The 17,367-nt window shown below is 70.6% G+C and carries 22 protein-coding genes; 11 read left to right on the forward strand and 11 right to left on the reverse strand.

Annotated features, from left to right (window positions below):
- Positions 1-31: 31 nt before the first annotated feature.
- From ACPCJR_RS16020 to serS, 3 genes are read right to left on the reverse strand one after another with little or no spacing between them, the layout of a single operon-like run.
- Positions 32-730: a protein-L-isoaspartate O-methyltransferase family protein gene (locus ACPCJR_RS16020; protein WP_391513668.1), complete on the reverse strand. Its 699-nt coding sequence runs from the start codon at positions 728-730 to the stop codon at positions 32-34.
- A gap of 27 nt (positions 731-757) precedes the next feature.
- A complete protein-coding gene (gene surE / locus ACPCJR_RS16025; protein ID WP_391513666.1) occupies positions 758-1,522 on the reverse strand; it encodes a 5'/3'-nucleotidase SurE in 765 nt (254 codons plus the stop codon).
- Positions 1,522-2,808, reverse strand: a complete 1,287-nt coding sequence (gene serS / locus ACPCJR_RS16030) for a serine--tRNA ligase (protein ID WP_391513664.1) — start codon at positions 2,806-2,808, stop codon at positions 1,522-1,524. Before serS ends, surE begins: the two co-directional genes overlap by 1 nt.
- A 523-nt stretch (positions 2,809-3,331) precedes the next feature.
- Between serS and pqqA (ACPCJR_RS16035) the strand changes: the two genes are divergently transcribed.
- Both pqqA (ACPCJR_RS16035) and pqqA (ACPCJR_RS16040) read left to right on the forward strand, forming a co-directional pair.
- Positions 3,332-3,421 carry a pyrroloquinoline quinone precursor peptide PqqA gene (gene pqqA / locus ACPCJR_RS16035; protein ID WP_015857429.1) on the forward strand — a complete coding sequence of 30 codons (90 nt, stop codon included), beginning with the start codon at positions 3,332-3,334 and terminating at the stop codon, positions 3,419-3,421.
- A gap of 60 nt (positions 3,422-3,481) precedes the next feature.
- On the forward strand, positions 3,482-3,571 hold the full coding sequence (pqqA, locus tag ACPCJR_RS16040; RefSeq protein WP_015857429.1) for a pyrroloquinoline quinone precursor peptide PqqA: 90 nt from the start codon (positions 3,482-3,484) through the stop codon (positions 3,569-3,571).
- Between the two features lie 151 nt (positions 3,572-3,722).
- Here the strand turns inward: pqqA (ACPCJR_RS16040) and ldtR are convergent, their stop codons facing one another.
- The 3 genes from ldtR to ACPCJR_RS16055 form a co-directional block, all read right to left on the reverse strand.
- Positions 3,723-4,241, reverse strand: a complete 519-nt coding sequence (ldtR, locus tag ACPCJR_RS16045; RefSeq protein WP_391513661.1) for a transcriptional regulator LdtR — start codon at positions 4,239-4,241, stop codon at positions 3,723-3,725.
- A gap of 161 nt (positions 4,242-4,402) precedes the next feature.
- On the reverse strand, positions 4,403-4,870 hold the full coding sequence (locus ACPCJR_RS16050) for a DUF6163 family protein (protein WP_391513659.1): 468 nt from the start codon (positions 4,868-4,870) through the stop codon (positions 4,403-4,405).
- Positions 4,867-5,997, reverse strand: coding sequence for an enoyl-CoA hydratase/isomerase family protein (locus tag ACPCJR_RS16055; protein WP_391513750.1), 1,131 nt, complete (start codon positions 5,995-5,997; stop codon positions 4,867-4,869). Before ACPCJR_RS16055 ends, ACPCJR_RS16050 begins: the two co-directional genes overlap by 4 nt.
- Before the next feature lie 205 nt (positions 5,998-6,202).
- Here ACPCJR_RS16055 and ACPCJR_RS16060 point away from each other — a divergent pair, with 205 nt between their 5' ends.
- The 8 genes from ACPCJR_RS16060 to ACPCJR_RS16095 all read left to right on the forward strand — a co-directional run bounded on the left by ACPCJR_RS16060 (position 6,203) and on the right by ACPCJR_RS16095 (position 10,879).
- Complete coding sequence (locus tag ACPCJR_RS16060; protein ID WP_391513657.1) at positions 6,203-6,457, forward strand: hypothetical protein; 255 nt, start codon at positions 6,203-6,205, stop codon at positions 6,455-6,457.
- Positions 6,458-6,623: 166 nt separating this feature from the next.
- The gene (locus ACPCJR_RS16065; protein WP_391513655.1) at positions 6,624-6,860 is read left to right on the forward strand and encodes a DUF6894 family protein; all 237 of its coding nucleotides are present in this window, start codon (positions 6,624-6,626) and stop codon (positions 6,858-6,860) included.
- Positions 6,861-7,149: 289 nt separating this feature from the next.
- Entirely contained in the window at positions 7,150-8,205 is a 1,056-nt protein-coding gene (gene hemB / locus ACPCJR_RS16070; protein ID WP_391513653.1) for a porphobilinogen synthase, read from the forward strand.
- Positions 8,206-8,221: 16 nt separating this feature from the next.
- Entirely contained in the window at positions 8,222-8,629 is a 408-nt protein-coding gene (locus tag ACPCJR_RS16075; protein WP_391513651.1) for a hypothetical protein, read from the forward strand.
- Positions 8,630-8,761: 132 nt separating this feature from the next.
- Positions 8,762-9,256, forward strand: a complete 495-nt coding sequence (locus ACPCJR_RS16080) for an RDD family protein (RefSeq protein WP_391513649.1) — start codon at positions 8,762-8,764, stop codon at positions 9,254-9,256.
- Positions 9,257-9,414: 158 nt separating this feature from the next.
- Positions 9,415-10,161 carry an arginyltransferase gene (locus ACPCJR_RS16085; RefSeq protein WP_391513647.1) on the forward strand — a complete coding sequence of 249 codons (747 nt, stop codon included), beginning with the start codon at positions 9,415-9,417 and terminating at the stop codon, positions 10,159-10,161.
- Between the two features lie 74 nt (positions 10,162-10,235).
- Entirely contained in the window at positions 10,236-10,562 is a 327-nt protein-coding gene (locus ACPCJR_RS16090) for a type II toxin-antitoxin system RelE/ParE family toxin (RefSeq protein WP_391513645.1), read from the forward strand.
- Positions 10,562-10,879, forward strand: coding sequence for a DNA-binding protein (locus tag ACPCJR_RS16095; RefSeq protein ID WP_391513643.1), 318 nt, complete (start codon positions 10,562-10,564; stop codon positions 10,877-10,879). The genes ACPCJR_RS16090 and ACPCJR_RS16095 overlap by 1 nt, the downstream gene beginning before the upstream one ends.
- 34 nt (positions 10,880-10,913) lie before the next feature.
- Here ACPCJR_RS16095 and ACPCJR_RS16100 read toward each other — a convergent pair whose 3' ends face one another.
- The 3 genes from ACPCJR_RS16100 to ACPCJR_RS16110 form a co-directional block, all read right to left on the reverse strand.
- Complete coding sequence (locus ACPCJR_RS16100) at positions 10,914-11,477, reverse strand: sugar O-acetyltransferase (RefSeq protein ID WP_391513642.1); 564 nt, start codon at positions 11,475-11,477, stop codon at positions 10,914-10,916.
- Between the two features lie 25 nt (positions 11,478-11,502).
- Positions 11,503-12,408, reverse strand: a complete 906-nt coding sequence (gene ypfJ / locus ACPCJR_RS16105) for a KPN_02809 family neutral zinc metallopeptidase (RefSeq protein WP_110351570.1) — start codon at positions 12,406-12,408, stop codon at positions 11,503-11,505.
- 104 nt (positions 12,409-12,512) lie between these two features.
- A complete protein-coding gene (locus ACPCJR_RS16110) occupies positions 12,513-13,457 on the reverse strand; it encodes a uracil-DNA glycosylase (protein ID WP_391513640.1) in 945 nt (314 codons plus the stop codon).
- A 197-nt stretch (positions 13,458-13,654) separates the two neighbouring features.
- On the opposite strand from ACPCJR_RS16110, the gene ACPCJR_RS16115 reads away from it, so the two are divergent.
- Positions 13,655-15,328 (forward strand): electron transfer flavoprotein-ubiquinone oxidoreductase, encoded by a 1,674-nt coding sequence (locus ACPCJR_RS16115; RefSeq protein WP_391513638.1) that lies wholly within the window; start codon positions 13,655-13,657, stop codon positions 15,326-15,328.
- A 110-nt stretch (positions 15,329-15,438) separates the two neighbouring features.
- On the opposite strand, the gene ACPCJR_RS16120 is transcribed toward ACPCJR_RS16115, so the two are convergent.
- Together ACPCJR_RS16120 and rarD are read right to left on the reverse strand one after the other, a co-directional pair.
- Positions 15,439-16,440 carry a P1 family peptidase gene (locus tag ACPCJR_RS16120; RefSeq protein WP_391513636.1) on the reverse strand — a complete coding sequence of 334 codons (1,002 nt, stop codon included), beginning with the start codon at positions 16,438-16,440 and terminating at the stop codon, positions 15,439-15,441.
- Positions 16,437-17,321: an EamA family transporter RarD gene (rarD, locus tag ACPCJR_RS16125; RefSeq protein WP_391513635.1), complete on the reverse strand. Its 885-nt coding sequence runs from the start codon at positions 17,319-17,321 to the stop codon at positions 16,437-16,439. Before rarD ends, ACPCJR_RS16120 begins: the two co-directional genes overlap by 4 nt.
- Positions 17,322-17,367: the final 46 nt, after the last annotated feature.

Genomic DNA, 17,367 nt, shown 5'->3' on the forward strand with positions numbered 1-17,367 from the left:
ACACGGGCGGAGCGCCGGTTCGAGGGCCCCTTCAGCCGGTGCGCGAGGGGGCGAGTGCCCGCCCCGGCGTCAGCGGCCCGAGCCGCAGCGTCGCCCCTTCCGTGCGCGCGAAGGCGGCCGCGCCGTCGCGGGCCAGCGTCAGGAGCCGGCTCGCCCGCCCCGTCCACAGCCCCGCCACCAGCCGCCCCCCGGAGGCGAGCGCGGCGGGCAGGTGCGGCGGCAGCGCCTCCAGACTGCCGTTGATCAGGATGCGGTCGAAGGTCTCCCCGCGCACCGCCTCCGGCGCGAGGCCGTCGGCCACCTCGACGGTGGCGTCGTTCAGATCGCGCCCGAGATTCTGGCGGGCGGCGCGGGCCAGCCCGTCGTAGCGCTCCAGGCTGCGCACGTGGACGGCCCCGAGCCGCACCAGCAGGGCGGTGACGTAGCCCGTGCCCGTGCCGACCTCCAGCACCCGCGCGCCGGGCCGCACATCGAGGGCGCCGAGCATCGCCGCGACGACGCTGGGCGCGCTCATGGTCTGGCCGCAGGCGAGCGGCAGGGCGATGTCCTGCCGGGCGTAGGCGAGCAGGCCCGGCGGGGCGAAGCGCTCCCGCGGCACCCGCTCCATCGCCCGCAGCACGGCGGTGTCGCGCACGCCCCGCTCGCGCAGGGACAGCACGAAGGCGGCGTTGCCCGTCGCGTGCGCCAGCCCCTCGGCGAGCCCGTCGGAATCGTCGGCCTCAGACGGCATGCGCGCCGCCCGGGCCCGGGCGGGCGCTCACCCCTCGAAGCCCTTGGCGAAGCGGGTCAGTTCCGGCTCGTCGGTGAGGTCGAGCCGCAGCGGCGTCACCGAGATGCGGTTCTCGGCGATGGCCTTGAGATCCGTGCCGTTGCCGGGCTCGAAGCGGGCCTTGGCGAAGGCGAGCCAGAAATAGGGGTTGCCGCGCCCGTCGTGGCGGGCGTCGATCTGCAGGAGCGCTTGGTTGCGCTGGCCCTGGGCGGAGACCGCCACGCCCTTCACGTCCCCGGGGTCGCAATCGGGGAAGTTCACGTTGACGAGGATGCCGGGCTCGATCCCGATCTCCAGGATCTTCTGGATCACCCGCGGCCCGTGCTCGGCGGCGCAGGCCCATTTCAGGTTGGCCCGCCCGCCCGCGCCGTAGGCCTGGCTGAGCGCGATCGAGCGCACCCCGAGGATGGTGCCCTCCATCGCTCCGGCGATGGTGCCCGAATAGGTCACGTCCTCGGCCACGTTCTGGCCGCGGTTGACGCCCGACAGCACGAGGTCCGGCCGGTGGTCCTTGAGGATGTGGGCGATCCCCATGATCACGCAATCGGAGGGCGTGCCCTTCACCGCGAAGCGCTTCTCGGCGATCTGCCGAAGGCGCAGGGGATCGTTCAGCGAGAGCGAGTGCGACACGCCCGACTGGTCGGATTCGGGGGCGACCACCCACACGTCGTCGCTGAGCGCGCGGGCGATGCCTTCCAGCGTCTCCAGGCCCGGCGCGTGGATGCCGTCGTCGTTGGTGACCAGGATGCGCATCAGTTCTTGGGTCCCTCGATCCGGGTGAGGCCGCCCATGTAGGGCTGGAGCGCCGACGGGATCGTGACGCTGCCGTCGGGGTTCTGGTAGTTCTCCATCACGGCGATCAGCGCGCGGCCGACCGCGACGCCGGAGCCGTTCAGGGTATGGACGAAGTTGACCGCCCTGCCCTCCCTGGACCGGTAGCGCGCGTTCATCCGCCGCGCCTGGAAATCGCCGCAGACCGAGCAGGACGAGATCTCGCGATAGGTCTGCTGGCCCGGCACCCAGACCTCGATGTCGTAGGTCTTTTGGGAGGCAAAGCCCATGTCGCCGGTGCAGAGCGTCATCACCCGGTAGGTCAGGTCGAGCTTTTTGAGCACGGCCTCGGCGCAGGCGAGCATGCGCTCGTGCTCCTCCGCCGATTTTTCGGGCGCCGTGATCGAGACCAGCTCGACCTTGTTGAACTGGTGCTGGCGCAGCATGCCGCGGGTGTCGCGCCCCGCCGCCCCGGCCTCCGCCCGGAAGCAGGGCGTGAGCGCGGTGAAGCGCAGGGGAAGCTCGTCCTCCGAGAGGATCGACTCGCGCACGAGGTTGGTGAGGGGGACCTCCGCCGTGGGGATGAGCCAGAAGCCGTCACCCGCCGCGAATTGGTCGTCGCGGAACTTCGGCAGCTGCGCCGTGCCGAACATCGCCTCGTCGCGCACGAGGACCGGCGGCACCACCTCGGTGTAACCGTGCTCGCCCGTGTGCAGGTCGAGCATGAACTGCCCGAGCGCGCGTTCCAGCCGGGCGAGCTGGCCCTTGAGCACCACGAAGCGCGAGCCGGAGAGCTTGGCCGCCGCCTCGAAATCCATCAGCCCGGTGGCCTCGCCGAGCTCGAAATGCTGGCGGCCCTCCGCCAAGCGCTCGCGCGAGGAATCGAAGCGGCGATACGCGACGTTGCCGTGCTCGTCGGCGCCGGGGGGCACGTCGTCCTTCGGCCGGTTCGGGATCGCGGCGAGGCGTTCGTCGAGGGCTTTGCCCGCCTCGGTTTGCGCCGATTCCAGCTCCGGCGCCGCTTCCTTGAGGCGGGCGACCTCGGCCATCAGCTCGGCGGCGCGGGCCTCGTCCTTCGCCTTCTTGGCGGCGCCGATCTCCTTGGAGAGCGCGTTGCGCCGCTCCTGGGCGCCCTGCGCCGCCGAGACGGCGTTCTTGCGCGCGTCGTCGAGGGCGATCAGCTCGGCGCTGAGCGGCGCGAGACCGCGGCGCTCCAGATCGCGGTCGAAGGCCTCCGGGTTCTCGCGGATGGCGCGGATGTCGTGCATTTCGGGGCTCGTGAGGTCTCAGGCGCGCGAGGGTCCCGCTTTGCCGCATCGCCCCCGGCATCACAAGAGCGGGGCGCCGGCCCCCGAACCCGCGCCTCGCGGCGCGGATTTCCCACGCGAGCGGGCCCGATCCGGCACCCGCCCGCCTCCCCCGCCCTCGACACCCCTCGCTCGAGGCAAGAATTCCTGCAAAAATGCTCGGGACAATCCGGCAATTCCCCGAGCGGGCTCTCCCGCCCACCGGCTTGCACCGAAACCGCGTCGGCATCATATCTCTGAAAGACCAGCACTTTTTCGCGCGCAATGCCCATGTCTGCAACCGGGCGTCGCCGGTTCGGCCCTCCTCCAAGCCGAACTATGAGAAATATAAGTGTAGGGTCCGCTTGAATTGCGCCCAACGAATTGTCTATATCAAGGGCGTCGAACACGAGGGACCCGCGACCGAGCGGCCACCATCTCAGTTCGAGGTTGGGCCGGTCGAGACATCGATCCTCGTATTCAAATCACTATCAGGAGACACGCCATGAAGTGGTCTGCCCCCGTCGTTGCCGAGATCTGCGTCGGCATGGAAGTCACCTCCTACGAGTCCGCCGAGATCGACACCTTCAACTAAGAAGGTTGTCGCCGGCCCCGCCGGCTCGGTTTCATTCAACGTCCTACCAGGAGATACGTCATGAAGTGGTCCGCTCCCGTCGTTGCCGAGATCTGCGTCGGCATGGAAGTCACCTCCTACGAGTCCGCCGAGATCGACACCTTCAACTAAGAAGGCTGTCGCCGGTCTGACCCGGTGATCCGAAGGGCGTCGTCCGAAAGGGCGGCGCCCTTTTTCGTTCGGGTACGCAGCGACAAAGCGGAAAGGCCGGAGGGTTCATGCGAACCCTCCGGCCTTTCCGCCTTCCGATAATCGTCCGCAATCAGAGCCGGTAGCGGATCTGGTCGGTCCAGAAGCGCTCCAGGCGGGCGAGCGCTTGGTTGAGGCGGCCGAAATCGTCCTCGGAGATGCCGCCGATCGGCTGGATCGTGCGGGCATGCTTGTCGTAGAGGCCCTGGATCAGGTCGTGGATCTCGCGGCCCTTGGGCGTCAGGCTGATGCGCACGGAGCGCCGGTCCGTCTTGGAGCGGGCATGGTGCAGGAAGCCGGCCTCGACGAGCTTCTTGACGTTGTAGGACACGTTCGAGCCGAGATAGTAGCCCTTCGAGCGCAGCTCGCTGGCGGTCAGCTCCTTGTCGCCGATGTTGTAGAGCAGAAGTGCCTGGACGCTGTTCACGTCTTCCCGGCCGCGCCGGTCGAACTCGTCCTTGATCACGTCGAGCAGGCGGCGGTGCAGACGCTCCACGAGGTGCAGCGCCTCGAGATAGGAGCCGGCGGCGCCCTGGGCCTCGGGGGCGCTCTCGGTGGTCTTGAGGGCGGTGTTGGCGGCCTTCGTGCTCATCGTCGTGCCTTCCTGTCGGTTCGCGCCGGCTCTTGCTGGCCGGCATCGCTTATGGGTCGAACCTAGGCGGCACCGATGAAAGCGAGTTTAAGCGACAGGATGAACTCCCGATTTACTTCTGTCGGTAAATGCAAAATGAAACGATGATGTTGACCACTCGTTCAGCCTACATCGCGCGCCGCCAGCCAGGATAACACGAAGTAAACGGCGACAATGCTTGCCTGCACTGCGATGACGGGTGCCGACATCGGCAGGAGCTGCGGCGTCAGCACCGCCAGCGTCAGGGCCGAGGTCGCGGCCAGCAGCCAGACCACCCCGCCCCAGGCGCTCGTCAGCCACAGGCCCACCGCCGCCACGAAGTCGATCACCGCGAAGTAGACGATGGTCGATTGCCGCCCCAGCGCGAGGTCGGCGAACGGGGTGCGGCCGGGGATCAGATCGAGGATCTCGCCCCAGGTCGCGAGGCCCTTGGCGAGCCAGACCAGCGCGCTTACGCGCATGAACCAGACCAACACCACGTCCCAGCGGGTCTGCTGCTTGGGCGAGACGCCCTCGATCCGGTCGCTCGCCCCGGCGCTCGGGCGTCCGCGCCCGTCGCGGGTGGAGCCGACCTTGGCGAGCGCCCTCACGGCCGGGCTCCTTCGTCGGGACCCTGGCTGCCGTCGAACAAGGATTCGGCGCCGTCGAGGGATGCGAGCACCGCCTCGATCGCGCCGGCATCGACGCCCTCCAGGCTGTCGGGCCGCCAGCGGGGCGCGTTGTCCTTGTCGACGATCACCGCCCGCACGCCCTCGTAGAAGTCGTGCTCCCCCATCAGCCGTTCGGCCAGCCGGTACTCGGCGAGCATGGCCTGGGCAAAGCTGAGATCGCCGCCGCGGCGCATCAGGGCGTGGGCGATGACGAGGCTGGTGGGCGAGCGGCCGCGCATCGTGGCGGCGGCGTTCTGGGCGAAGGCGGAGCCCTCTCGCGCCGCCGCGTCGAGCCGCGCCAGCACCTCCGCCACGCTGTCGCCCGCAAAGCAGGCGTCGATCAGCGCCCGCTCCGCGACCAGCGGGCCGGTTTCGGGCCGCGGCGCGTCCAGGCCTTCGAGGGCGCGCGCGATGTCCGCGCCTTCCGCGAGCCGGTCGATGATGGTTTCGAAATCGGCGGCCCGGGCCGTGTGCGTCGCCAGCCCCGCCGCCAGCGCGTCGCCCGCGCCGATCCGGCTCCCCGTCAGGGCGAGGTAGCGGCCGATGCAGCCGGGCAGGCGCGGCAGGGCGTAGGTCGTGCCGACATCGGGGAAGAAGCCGATGCCGGTCTCGGGCATGGCGAAGCTGTAGCTCTCGGCCGCCACCCGTACGTCGCCGTGCAGCGAGATGCCGACGCCGCCACCCATTACGATGCCCTCGATCAGCGCGATGTAGGGCTTCGGAAAGGTCTTCACGGCCGCGTCGAGCCAGTACTCTCCGCGCCAGAACGCCATCACCTCGGCGTCGCGCCCGGCCTTGCCCAGGGCGTAGATCTGCCGGATGTCGCCGCCCGCGCAGAAGGCGCGCCCGCCCGAGCCGCGCACCACGACCCGCGTGACCCGCGCATCCGCCGCCCAGGCCCGCAGCCGGGCATGCATCGCCCGCACCATCGGCAGGGTCAGGGCGTTGAGCGCCCGCGGCCGTCTCAGGGTGATCACCCCGGCCTGCCCGCGGATCTCGAAGCCGATCTCGGACTCCGCCGATTCTCCCTGCGGCTCCTCTCGTTCGGCCGCCTGCCCGTCCGCCATTCCGCGCTCCACCGCCCGCGCTCCCTCCACCGTGCCGTCACGCCCCGCGCGGATGCCCGCCGCGTGGCGGCACGGGCGCGGCGCGGGGCCGGTCTCGCGGCCCCTTAGACGGGCTCCCGCGCGGGGCGTCAACGCGGCGGGTCCGGTCTCCCTCGCGAGCAACCGCGCAACGCCGCGGGAGCGGTCCCGTGGCGCGAGGCGGGGTTTGGAGACGAACGTATCGTCGGGGTCGTGGCCGATCCCGGGCCGCTGCCGCGGCCTGACCACCGTGGCCGAGGGCGTCGAGGCCGCGTCGCGTCTGGCCCCCGTCACCGCCGCGGGCTGCAGCAAGGTGCAGGGCGACCGGCTCGGGCGCCCCACCCACGCGCGGGCCGCGATCACGCGGCTCGCGGCCCGCGCGAACGACGCATCGGGCGAGAAGCGGGACGAGCACGGCGCCGACGGCAGCGCGGCGGCCTGAAGCGATCGCCCTCCGTTCCTGATTTCGCCCCAGGTTCCCCCCACCCTGCATTTGTTGTTGAGGCGCCGCCGGCACCGTTGCGAGGGTGGCGTTCGTGGGGAGTCCGCGCGATCCGGATCGGGAGTGCCGGGAGCTGCCCGCGCGACGGGGCGGGAGGGGCCGGACATTGCCTCGCTACTTCTTCGACATCGCCGACGAGGCCGTCGTGATCGACGCGAGCGGCCGGGAACTGGCCGACCCGACCGCCGCGCGGGCCGAGGCGCTGGCGCGGGCGGCGGATTATGCCGCCGACCCGGCCAAGCTCGGCGGGTCCGGCATCCTCGTGGTGACCGTGCGCGAAGCGCCCGACACGGTGCTGATGCGCCTGCGCCTCGTCTGTCAGGTCGAGGATCTGACCGGCTGACCGCGGTTGCGGTGCCGGGGAGGCTGCCCTGCGGCGACGGCGCCTTTCGGGCGCGAAAGCGGATGTGGTAGGGCGCTTACCGCTGCTGCCCGCGCGCGCCGCTTTCCGCGAACCGGATGCGGGCGGGACGCGCCGCCCAGAGTCCGCGGTCCGCGCGCGACGATCCGCCGTCGCACGAAGGCTCCGAAGTCCCTGTTGTGCAAGTCCTTGTGACGGACCCTCCCCCGCGGCCGGAACGGCGTCCGGTCCGCCTCGGAAGCGTTCGAGAAGCGACCGGAGTCCCAGGACCATGTCAGACGCAACGCCGCGCCCGCTCGCCATCGAGACCGCGCGCGAGGCCGCCCCCGGCGCCGGGCCGCTGAGCCTCACCCAGCGCCCGCGCCGCAACCGCAAGGCGGAGTGGTCGCGCCGCCTCGTGCGCGAGCATACGCTCACCGTCGACGACCTGATCTGGCCGCTCTTCGTGATCGGGGGGCAGGGGCGGCGCGAGCCGATCGCCTCCATGCCCGGCGTCGAGCGCCTCAGCGTCGACGAGATCGTGCGCGAGGCCGAGCGCGCGGCCCGGCTCGGCATCCCGGCGATCTCGTTCTTTCCCTACACCGAGCCGGGCCTGCGGGACCCGACGGGCTCCGAGGCTCTGAACCGCGAAAACCTCGTCTGCCGGGCGGTGCGGGCGGTGAAGCGGGCGGTGCCGGAGATCGGTGTGATGACCGACGTTGCGCTCGATCCCTATACCAGCCACGGCCATGACGGGCTGATCGAGGACGGCGCGATCCTCAACGACGAGACCGTGGCGGTGCTGGTCGAGCAGAGCCTGATCCAGGCCGAGGCCGGCACCGACATCATCGCCCCCTCGGACATGATGGACGGGCGCGTCGGCGCGATCCGCACCGGCCTCGACCGGGCTGGCTTTCGCGACGTGCAGATCATGGCCTACGCCGCGAAATACGCCAGCGCCTTCTACGGCCCGTTCCGCGACGCCATCGGCACCAGCGCGGCGCTGGTGGGCGACAAGCGCACCTACCAGATGGACCCCGGCAACGCGGCGGAGGCCTTGCGCGAGGTCGCGCTGGATCTCGCCGAGGGCGCCGATTCGGTGATGGTCAAGCCGGGCCTGCCCTATCTCGACATCATCACCCGGGTGAAGACCGAGTTCGCGGTGCCGACCTTCGCCTACCAGGTGTCGGGCGAGTACGCGATGATCGAGGCGGCCGCCCGCAACGGCTGGCTCGACGGCGAGCGCGCCATGACCGAGAGCCTGCTCGCCTTCAAGCGGGCGGGCGCCGACGGCGTGCTGACCTACTACGCCCCGCGCGTCGCCGAGCGCCTGCGCGGCGGCGCCTGATCGGGACGCGGCCGGAATGGGCCGGAAGGGCCGGGGTGCGGCGCTGGCCGGCGCCCTCGCCGTCTGGCTCGTCGGCGGCGCGGCCTGCGACAGCGCCCTCGACGCCCGCCGCGCCGCGCTCTGCCGCCGGGCCGTGCCGGCGCTGGCCCCGCCCGGGGCCGACATCACCCTCCTGCGGGTCGGCCCCGGCGCGAGCCGCGGCAGCGTGCGCGTCGATTACCGCCTCGCAGGCGTCGGCGGGGCGCCCCCGAAGGGCGAGGCCGCCCGCCCCCGCCACCTCGTCTGCGGCTTCGGCCCGGGCGACGACCTCACCGCGGTGACGACCGAGCGGGGAGCGGTCAACGGCGCCTCCCTCTACCTGCTCAAGCGCTACTACCTGGCGAGCCCCGAGGCCGAGGCGGCCGATCCCGGCGGCGGAAGCTGACAAGCTCCGCTTCCCCCGCATGCCCTCCTCCCGGCATCCCTCTCGATAACCCTCTCGATATCCCTCTTGGCAGCGCGGCCCGGTCTTCCCACCTGAACCGGGTTGCACGCAGCGGTCGAGGGAGCGCCGGACATGACAGATTTCCAGCCCGGCTATCAGCCCGGTTACAGCGACCCCACCGGGATGCCGGGCCGGGGCGGCTTTCCCGTGCCCTACGTCCGGGCGAGCCTGGGCGGACGCACGGTCGCCTACCTGCTCGATCTGGCCTTCATTTTCGCGTTCACGGCTGTGCTCGCCACCGCGATCGCGATTCTGGGCGTTCTCACCTTCGGCTTCGCCTGGATGCTGTTCCCGATCCTCGGCATCAGCGGCATCCTCTACAGCGCGATCACCGTGGGCGGCCACAAGCAGAGCACGCTCGGCATGCGCATGATGGGCCTGCGCGTGGTGGCGCCCGAGAGCGGTCGCCCGGTCGACATGCTCACGGCGGCGATCCACGCCCTGCTGTTCTACGTGGCGATCTCGACCTTCCTGCTCTGGTGCCTCGACATCGTCTTCGGCCTCGTCCGCCCCGACCGGCGCCTCGGCCACGACCTGCTGCTCGGCCTCGCCGTCGTGCGGGTCTGACGGGGGCGGGACTACGCCGTTCGGGCGATCCCGCGGCGGCGGAAAGCCGCCGCGGGGCCCCATCTCTCCAGTTGAGCGCCGCCGCGATCCCGCTACACTGGCACCTCGGCGGTGCGGTTCTTTCGCTGCCGCCGGCCCCGAGGGCGAGCCTTCCGAGCGTGACGAGCCATCCGCGCGACACCCCGCAATTCTACCTCACGGCCCCCTCCCCCTGCCCCTACCTGCCGGGCCAGGAGGAGCGGAAGGTGTTCACCCACCTCGTCGGGCGCCGCGCGCGCGATCTCAACGAGATCCTGACCCAGGGGGGCTTTCGCCGCTCGCAGACCATCGCCTACCGGCCGGCCTGCGAGACCTGCCGCGCCTGCGTCTCGGTGCGGGTGGTGGTCGAGGATTTCGCCATCACCGGCAGCCAGCGCCGCATCCTCCAGCGCAATGCCGGGCTGATCGGCACGCCCGAGCCCAACCGCCCGGCCTCCGAGCAATACGCCCTGTTCCGCCGCTACCTCGACGCCCGCCACGGCGACGGCGGCATGGTCGACATGACCGTGCTCGACTACGCCATGATGATCGAGGACAGCCACGTCGACACGCATCTCGTGGTCTATCGCGAGCGCGGCCCCGACAGCGCGATCCACGGCCGCGGCACCGGCGCGCCCGTCGCCGTCTGCCTCACCGACGTGCTCGCCGACGGCCTGTCGATGGTCTACTCGTTCTACGATCCGGCCCAGGCCAGCCGCTCGCTCGGCACCTTCATGATCCTCGACCACATCCAGCGCGCCCGCGCGCTCGGCCTGCCGTATCTCTATCTCGGCTACTGGGTCGATGGCTCCCGCAAGATGGATTACAAGGCCAAGTTCCTGCCCCAGGAGCGGCTGATGCCCCAGGGCTGGGTGCGGGTGGAGTAGCGCGGCCCTCAGTAAAATCTTCGGAGTCCCACCCCTCCATGCCTTGAATGGTAACTTTTAAGGTACCATTTTCGATGGAAATCCGGGAATATGTGGACAGCCGAGGCCGCAGCCCTTTCAGCCGCTGGTTCGACGATCTCGATCCACAAGCCGCCGCCAAGGTCACGGTCGCGATGGCGCGCATGGAGGCGGGCAACCTTTCGAACGTGAAGGGGGTCGGAGAGGGTGTGCAGGAGTACCGGATCGCCTGGGGACCCGGCTACCGGCTGTATTTCGGGCGGGATGGGGACACGCTGATCGTTCTGCTCTGTGGCGGCACGAAGCGGCGTCAGCAAGACGACATCGCCGAGGCACTTGCCCACTGGGCGGAGTACAGGCGACGGAAGAAGGAGACCGCGTGATGGCCCTGACCCGCAGCTTCAAGGACACCGTGAAGGCACGGGCCGAACGCGACCCGGCATTCCGCGACGCTCTGCTCACCGAAGCTGTGGACCAGTTGCTCGCGGGCGACATCGAAACCGGCAAGGCGGTCTTGCGTGACTACATCAACGCCACGATCGGCTTCGAGCGTCTGGCGGAGGAGACCGGCACGTCTTCGAAGAGCCTGATGCGTATGCTCGGTCCGACCGGGAATCCGACTGCAACCAACCTATTCAGTGTTCTGAGGACGGTTCAGAAGACATCGGGCATCCAGCTTTCCGTCGCCATCGACCGCTGACCGCCTCCAGCCCACCTTCGGCTGGCCGTCTCGCTCACTCCTCGGTCCAGCGCACCACCTTCGCCGGGTTCCCCACCACCACAGCCCCCGGCGGCACGTCGCGGGTCACCACCGCGCCCGCGCCGATCACCGCTCCGTCGCCGACGGTGATGCCGGGGAGCAGGATCGCGCCGCCGCCGATCCACACGTCGTCGCCGATGCTGATGGGCCGGGCCGATTCCCAGAAGGCGGCGCGCTGGGCGCGGTCGAGGGGATGCTCGGCGGTGTAGATCTGCACCATCGGGGCGATCTGCGCGCGGTGGCCGATGGTGATCGGGGCGCAGTCGAGGAAGATGCAGTTGAAGTTGCAGAAGAAGTCGTCGCCGACCGCGATGTTGCTGCCGTAGTCGCAGGCGAAGCCCGGGCAGATCGTCGGGTTGCGCCCGGCCGATCCGAGAAGCTCGCGGACCACCGCCTCGCGGCCGGCCGCGTCCTCAGGCTCCATGGCGTTGAGCCGCAGCAGACGCCGCTTGGCGGCGTTGCGCAAGGCGACCAGTTCCGGATCGTCGCCGCGATAGGGCTTTCCGGCGAGCATCAGCTCGCGCGCGGTCTCGGCCATGTCAGCCTTCCCGAATTCCAAAAAATCATCCGCGGCTGGCGCGGAAGGTGTCGCAGGATTTGGTCTGGCCGCTCTTGTAGCCGGTCATGAACCAGCGCATCCGCTGCTCGGAGGAGCCGTGGGTGAAGGAATCCGGCACGGCGTAGCCCTGCGACTTCTCCTGCAGCTTGTCGTCGCCGATGGCGCTGGCGGCGTTGAGCGCCTCCTTGATGTCGTTCTGGTCGAGCGCGTTCCAGCGGTCGTTCGAGTTCTTGGCCCAGACGCCCGCGAGGCAGTCGGCCATCAGCTCCACGCGCACGGAGAGCTGGTTCGCCTCCGTCTTGCTGCTCGCGTTCTGCTGGCGGCTCTGCACCTTGCCGAGGATGCCGAGCACGTCCTGCACGTGGTGGCCGACCTCGTGGGCGATGACGTAGGCGTAGGCGAAATCGCCCTTCACGCCGAACTTGGTCTGCATCTCCTTGAAGAAGCCGAGGTCGATATAGACCTTCTTGTCGAGCGGGCAGTAGAACGGGCCCATCGCGGCCTGGGCCATGCCGCAGCCCGAACGGGTGCCGCCCTGGTAGAGCACCATCGTGGTGGGCGTGTATTGCCGCCCGGTCTGGTTCGGCAGAACCTCCTTCCAGACATCCTCGGTGTTGCCCAGGATCTTGGAGGCGAACTGCCCGGCGCGGTCGGTGGGGGCCTCGCCGCGGCGCGCCTGCGTCTCGGGATCGACGCGCTGCTCGCGCTGGCTTCCGCCGCCGGCCATCTGCTGGGCGCCGCCGAGCAGGATCGCCGGGTTGATGCCGGTGACCCAGGAGATCAGCAGCACGACGACGATGGTGCCGATCCCGAGGCCGCCCATGCCGCCGCCGGGGAACCCGCCGCCGCCACCGCCCTCGCCGCGCCGGTCCTCGACGTTGTCAGAAGCGCGAAAATCGTCCCAGCGCATAGAGTCTCCCGACGCCCGCGTCGCATCCGGCCTCATCGCGAGACCGGGCCTGCCTTCTAGAATGGCGAGGCGGAGGCTACGGTTCCGCTTAGGCCGCCCCGGGCCTACTTGTCCGCGGCGCTCCCGTCGAGGGCGCTCTTCAGCATGCGGAAGTCGCGCCAAGCGAGACGCTTCTGCACCGGCTGGCGCAGCAGGTAGGCCGGGTGGAGGGTGGCGAGCGCCCGGATCTCGCGGCCGTCGCGCAGGCGGTAGGGGTAGAACCGCCCGCGCGCCTTGAGGATGCCGTCCTTGGTGCCGGTGAGCGTCTGCGTCGCGGGCGCGCCGAGGCAGACGAGGATATCGGGGCTCGCGAGTTCGATCTGGCGCTCGACGAAGGGGCGGCAGATCGCGATCTCCTGCGGGGTAGGGTTTCGGTTGCCCGGCGGGCGCCAGGGCACGACGTTGGAGACGTAGGCCATCGTCCGGTCGAGCCCGATCGCCGCCATCATCCGGTCGAGGAGCTGGCCGGAGCGCCCCATGAAGGGCTTGCCGATCCGGTCCTCGTCGGCGCCGGGGGCCTCGCCCACGAACATTACCCGCGCCTGCGGGTTGCCGTCGGCGAAGACGAGGTTCTTGGCCGTGAACCGCAGCGAACAGCCCTCGAAGCCGCGCAGCAGCGCCTCCAGCTCCTCGAGGGTCTTCATCTCCGCCGCCCGCGCCCGGGCATCGTCGGCCGCCTCCCCGGGCTTGGCGCCCGCCGCGTTGCCGTAGGTGCGCGGCGGCTCGCGCGGCGGCGGATCGCGGCTCGGCAGCTCGCGCCGGAAGTCGAGGGGGGCACCCTCGCCGGAGGAAGCGTCGCGCCGGGCCGGCGGTTCAGAGCGCGGCGGGGGCTCGCGGCGCGGGGCCGGCTCTGGGCGGGGCGCCTGTGCCGCCGCCTCGGCCTCGGCGAAGCGGTCGTGGGGCCGCTCGTCGAGGGCCGCGTCGACGCCCGCCTCGACGTGGAAGTCGAGGTAGGAGATCAGGTCGGCCTTGGCGTCGTGTTCCGCGCTTCTCGCAGTCATGGGTTCCATGTGGCGTGCGGATGCCCTGTGGACAACGCCGGCGACCGTATCGCGGATCGTCGCATGGGCACGCCCTGCGCCGGCCTGCCGCTACCCGAACGGCCTTGCCTTCCTACCTTGGAATCGCTTGAGAGACATCTTGACAAGTGATTGGGCCGACGTGGCGTGAGACAGCGCCCGAACGAACGGCCGCAGGAGGAGTAAGGATGGCGCTGCCCGAACGCGAAGGCATGGATTTCGATGTGGTGATCGTCGGGGCGGGACCCGCCGGCCTCGCCGCCGCGATCCGCCTCAAGCAGCTTTCCGCGCAGAAGGGCGAGGAGATCTCGGTCGTCGTGGTGGAGAAGGGTGGCGAGGTCGGTGCGCACATCCTCTCCGGCGCGGTGGTCGATCCGCTCGGCCTCGACACCCTGCTGCCCGACTGGCGCGAGGACCCCGACCGGCCGCTCAAGACGGCGGTGGAGCGCGACGAGTTCCTGTTTTTGACGAAGAACAGCGGCGTCACCATGCCGAACGTGTTCTTCCCCAAGCTCCTGTCGAACCACGGCAATTTCGTCGGCTCGCTCTCCAACACCGTGAAGTGGCTCGGCGCAAAGGCCGAAGGTCTCGGCGTCGAGATCTATCCCGGCTTTCCGGCCTCCGAAGTGCTCACCGACGCGCGCGGCACGGTGACCGGCATCGCCACCGGCGATCTCGGCATCTCCCGCACCGGCGAGGCGCGCGACGACTTCACCCGCGGCATGGAACTGCGGGCCAAGTACACGGTCTTCGGCGAGGGCGCGCGCGGCTCGCTCACCAAGGGGCTGATCGAGCGGTTCGGGCTCAACCGCAACAGCGACCACCAGAAATACGGCCTGGGCGTCAAGGAGCTGTGGCAGCTCGCGCCGAACAAGTTCGAGCCGGGGCTGGTGCAGCACACGATGGGCTGGCCGCTGCCGAACAAGGCGGGCGGCGGCTCGTGGCTCTACCATTTCGACGACCATCTGCTCTCGGTCGGCTTCGTCACGCACCTGAACTACGAGAACCCGACCCTGTCGCCGTTCGAGGAGTTCCAGCGCTTCAAGACCCACCCGATGATCGCCGAGACCTTCGAGGGGGCCAAGCGCATCGGCTACGGCGCCCGCGCCATCATGGAGGGCGGCTGGCAGTCGGTGCCCAAGCTCGTCTTCCCCGGCGGCTGCCTCGTGGGCGATTCCGCGGGCTTCGTGAACGTGCCGCGCATCAAGGGCTCGCACAACGCGATTCTTTCGGGAATTCAGGCGGCGGACGCGATCTTCGACGCGCTCGTCCAGGGCCGTCAGGGCGACGAGCTGACCGCCTACGAGGAGGGCTGGCGCGACAGCCCGATCGGGCGCGACCTCAAGCCGGTGCGCAACGTCAAGCCGCTCTGGTCGAAATACGGCACGCTGGTCGGCGTGGGGCTGGGCGGGCTCGACATGTGGATGAATTCGATCGCCGACGCCTCACTGTTCGGCACGCTGGGCCACGGCAAGCCGGATCACGCCTGCCTCAAGCCGCTCTCGGAGGTGACGCCGATCACCTACCCGAAGCCTGACGGCCGGCTCACCTTCGACCGGCTCTCCTCGGTGTATCTCTCGAACACCAACCACGAGGAGGACCAGCCGCCCCACCTCAAGGTGAAGGATATGGAGCTGCAGAAGCGCTCCGAGCACGACGTCTACGGCGGTCCGTCCGGCCGCTACTGCCCGGCCGGCGTCTACGAGTGGGTGGAGGACACATCCGCCAGCGACGGCGTGCGCTTCCAGATCAACGCGCAGAACTGCGTCCACTGCAAGACGTGCGATATCAAGGACCCGAACCAGAACATCAACTGGGTCACCCCGGAGGGGCCGGGCGGGCCGAACTACACCAACCTGTAGGATCGCTCCCCGTCATCGCGAGCGAAATGCGAAGCGATCCAGCGGCGCGACCGATCCGGAGACGGTGCGCCCTGGGTCGCTTCGGCTCCGCCTCGCGATGACGGACGGGTTCATTCTGCTCCGTACAGATCCCGCCATGCCGGCAGATCCAGGCACGGCAGCCGGGTCGCGGCGTGGACGCCGATGGCGACCGCCCGCGCCAGGGTCTCGGCCGCCGCCGCCCCGAGGCGGGCGAGGTCGCCGACCGGATCGGCGAGCGGCACCGCGCCGGTGGCGACCGCGAACACCACGTCGCCGTCGAGCGGCGTGTGGGCCGGGTGGATCGCCCGGGCGAGGCCGTCCTGCGCGGCGATGGCGAGGCGCTTGGCCTGCGCCTTGGTGAGCCGCGCGTCGGTGGCGACGACCGCCAGCGTCGTGTTGGCGCCGGGCAGGGGCTCGCGCGGCCAGGACAGGGCGTCGTCGGGCACGCGCGGCGGCAGGCCGAGCCCGCCGAACTCAGCCTCCCGCTCGAAGGGTGCTGCCCAGAAATGCGGCCCCTGCCCCATCGTCACCCGACCGAAGGCGTTGACCGCCACCAGGGCGCCGACCTGCGCGGGCAATCCCGGCACGGGTGCGGAGGCCGAACCGAGGCCGCCCTTGAGGTTGGCGGTGCGGGCACCGAACCCGGCACCGACGGAGCCGAGGGGAAAGGCCCCGCCCCGAGCCTCCTCAGCCGCCGCGTAGCCGAGGTCGCGATAGGGCGGAAACCGACCCCAGTTCTTGTCGCCGCCGTTGAGCAGGTCGAACAGGATGGCGCCGGGCACGATCGGCACGCGCACGCCGCCCACCGCGAAGCCGCGCCCCGCCTCCCGGAGATGGGCGACCACGCCCGCCGCCGCGTCGAGCCCGAAGGCCGAGCCGCCCGCGAGCACGAGGGCATCGACGTTCTGCACGGTGGAGGCCGGATCGAGCAGGTCGGTCTCGCGGGTGCCGGGGCCGCCGCCGCGCACGTCGACGGCGCAGACGAAGGGCGCGTCGAAGACGAGCGCGGTCACGCCGCTGGCGATCCGCGCATCCTCCGCGTGGCCGACGCGCAGACCGGGGATGTCGGTGATGCGGTTGGCCCGGGTCATCGTCTCTCTCCTGCCGGCTCGCCAGCCAGCGCGGCGCGCCGTCCGCGCTCGTGGCGCAGCGCGTCGGTGGCGTAGAGCACCAGCGCCAGCCAGATCAGGCCGAACAGCACGAGGCGGTCCGGCGTCAGCGTCTCACCGTAGACGAGCGTGCTCAAGAGCATGAGGCAGGTGGGCGCGAGGTACTGCATCAGGCCGAGGGTCGCCAGCGTCAGCCGCGTCGCCGCGGCGGCGAACCAGATCAGCGGCAGCGCCGTGGTCACGCCCGTGAGCGCCAGCAGCCCCCAGGTCCGGGCGTCGTCCGGCACCGGCGGCGCGGCGAAGGCGAGGTAGCCGAGCGCGGCGGGCAGGAGCAGGAAGGTCTCCGCGCAGAAGCCGACCGTGCCGTCGACGCCGACGACCTTCCGGATCAGCCCGTAGAGCGCGAAGCTGACCGCGAGCCCCAGCGAGAGCAGCGGCAGGCGCCCCGCCATGATCAGCGCGATCACCACGCCGAGGACGACGATGGCGACCGCGGCGACCTGGACCGGGCGCAGGCGCTCGCCGAGCACGAGCGCGCCGAGCGCCACCGAGACCAGCGGGTTGATGAAGTAGCCCAGGCTCGCATCGAGCATGTGCCCGCTCGTGACCGCCAGGAGGTAGAGCAGCCAGTTGCAGGCGATCAGGAGCGCCGAGACGGCGAGCAGGGCGTGGCGCCGCCGTAAGGGGAAGGGGTTGGCGAGCCGATGGCGCAGGAGCGCGATCAGGCCGGTGACGAGCACGGCCGACCAGACGATGCGCTGCGCCAGGATCGTCCCGGGCGGAATGCCGTCGAGCAGGCGGAAATGCACCGGGACGACGAGGCCCCAGCTCAGATAGGCGGCGAGCGCGTAGATCAGGCCCACTGTGTCCCGGGTCGGCGGCGTGACGGGACGCCGCTTGTAGCCCGGA

The organism is Methylobacterium sp. NPDC097929, from assembly GCF_049543375.1.
Classification (GTDB): Bacteria; Pseudomonadota; Alphaproteobacteria; order Rhizobiales; family Beijerinckiaceae; genus Methylobacterium.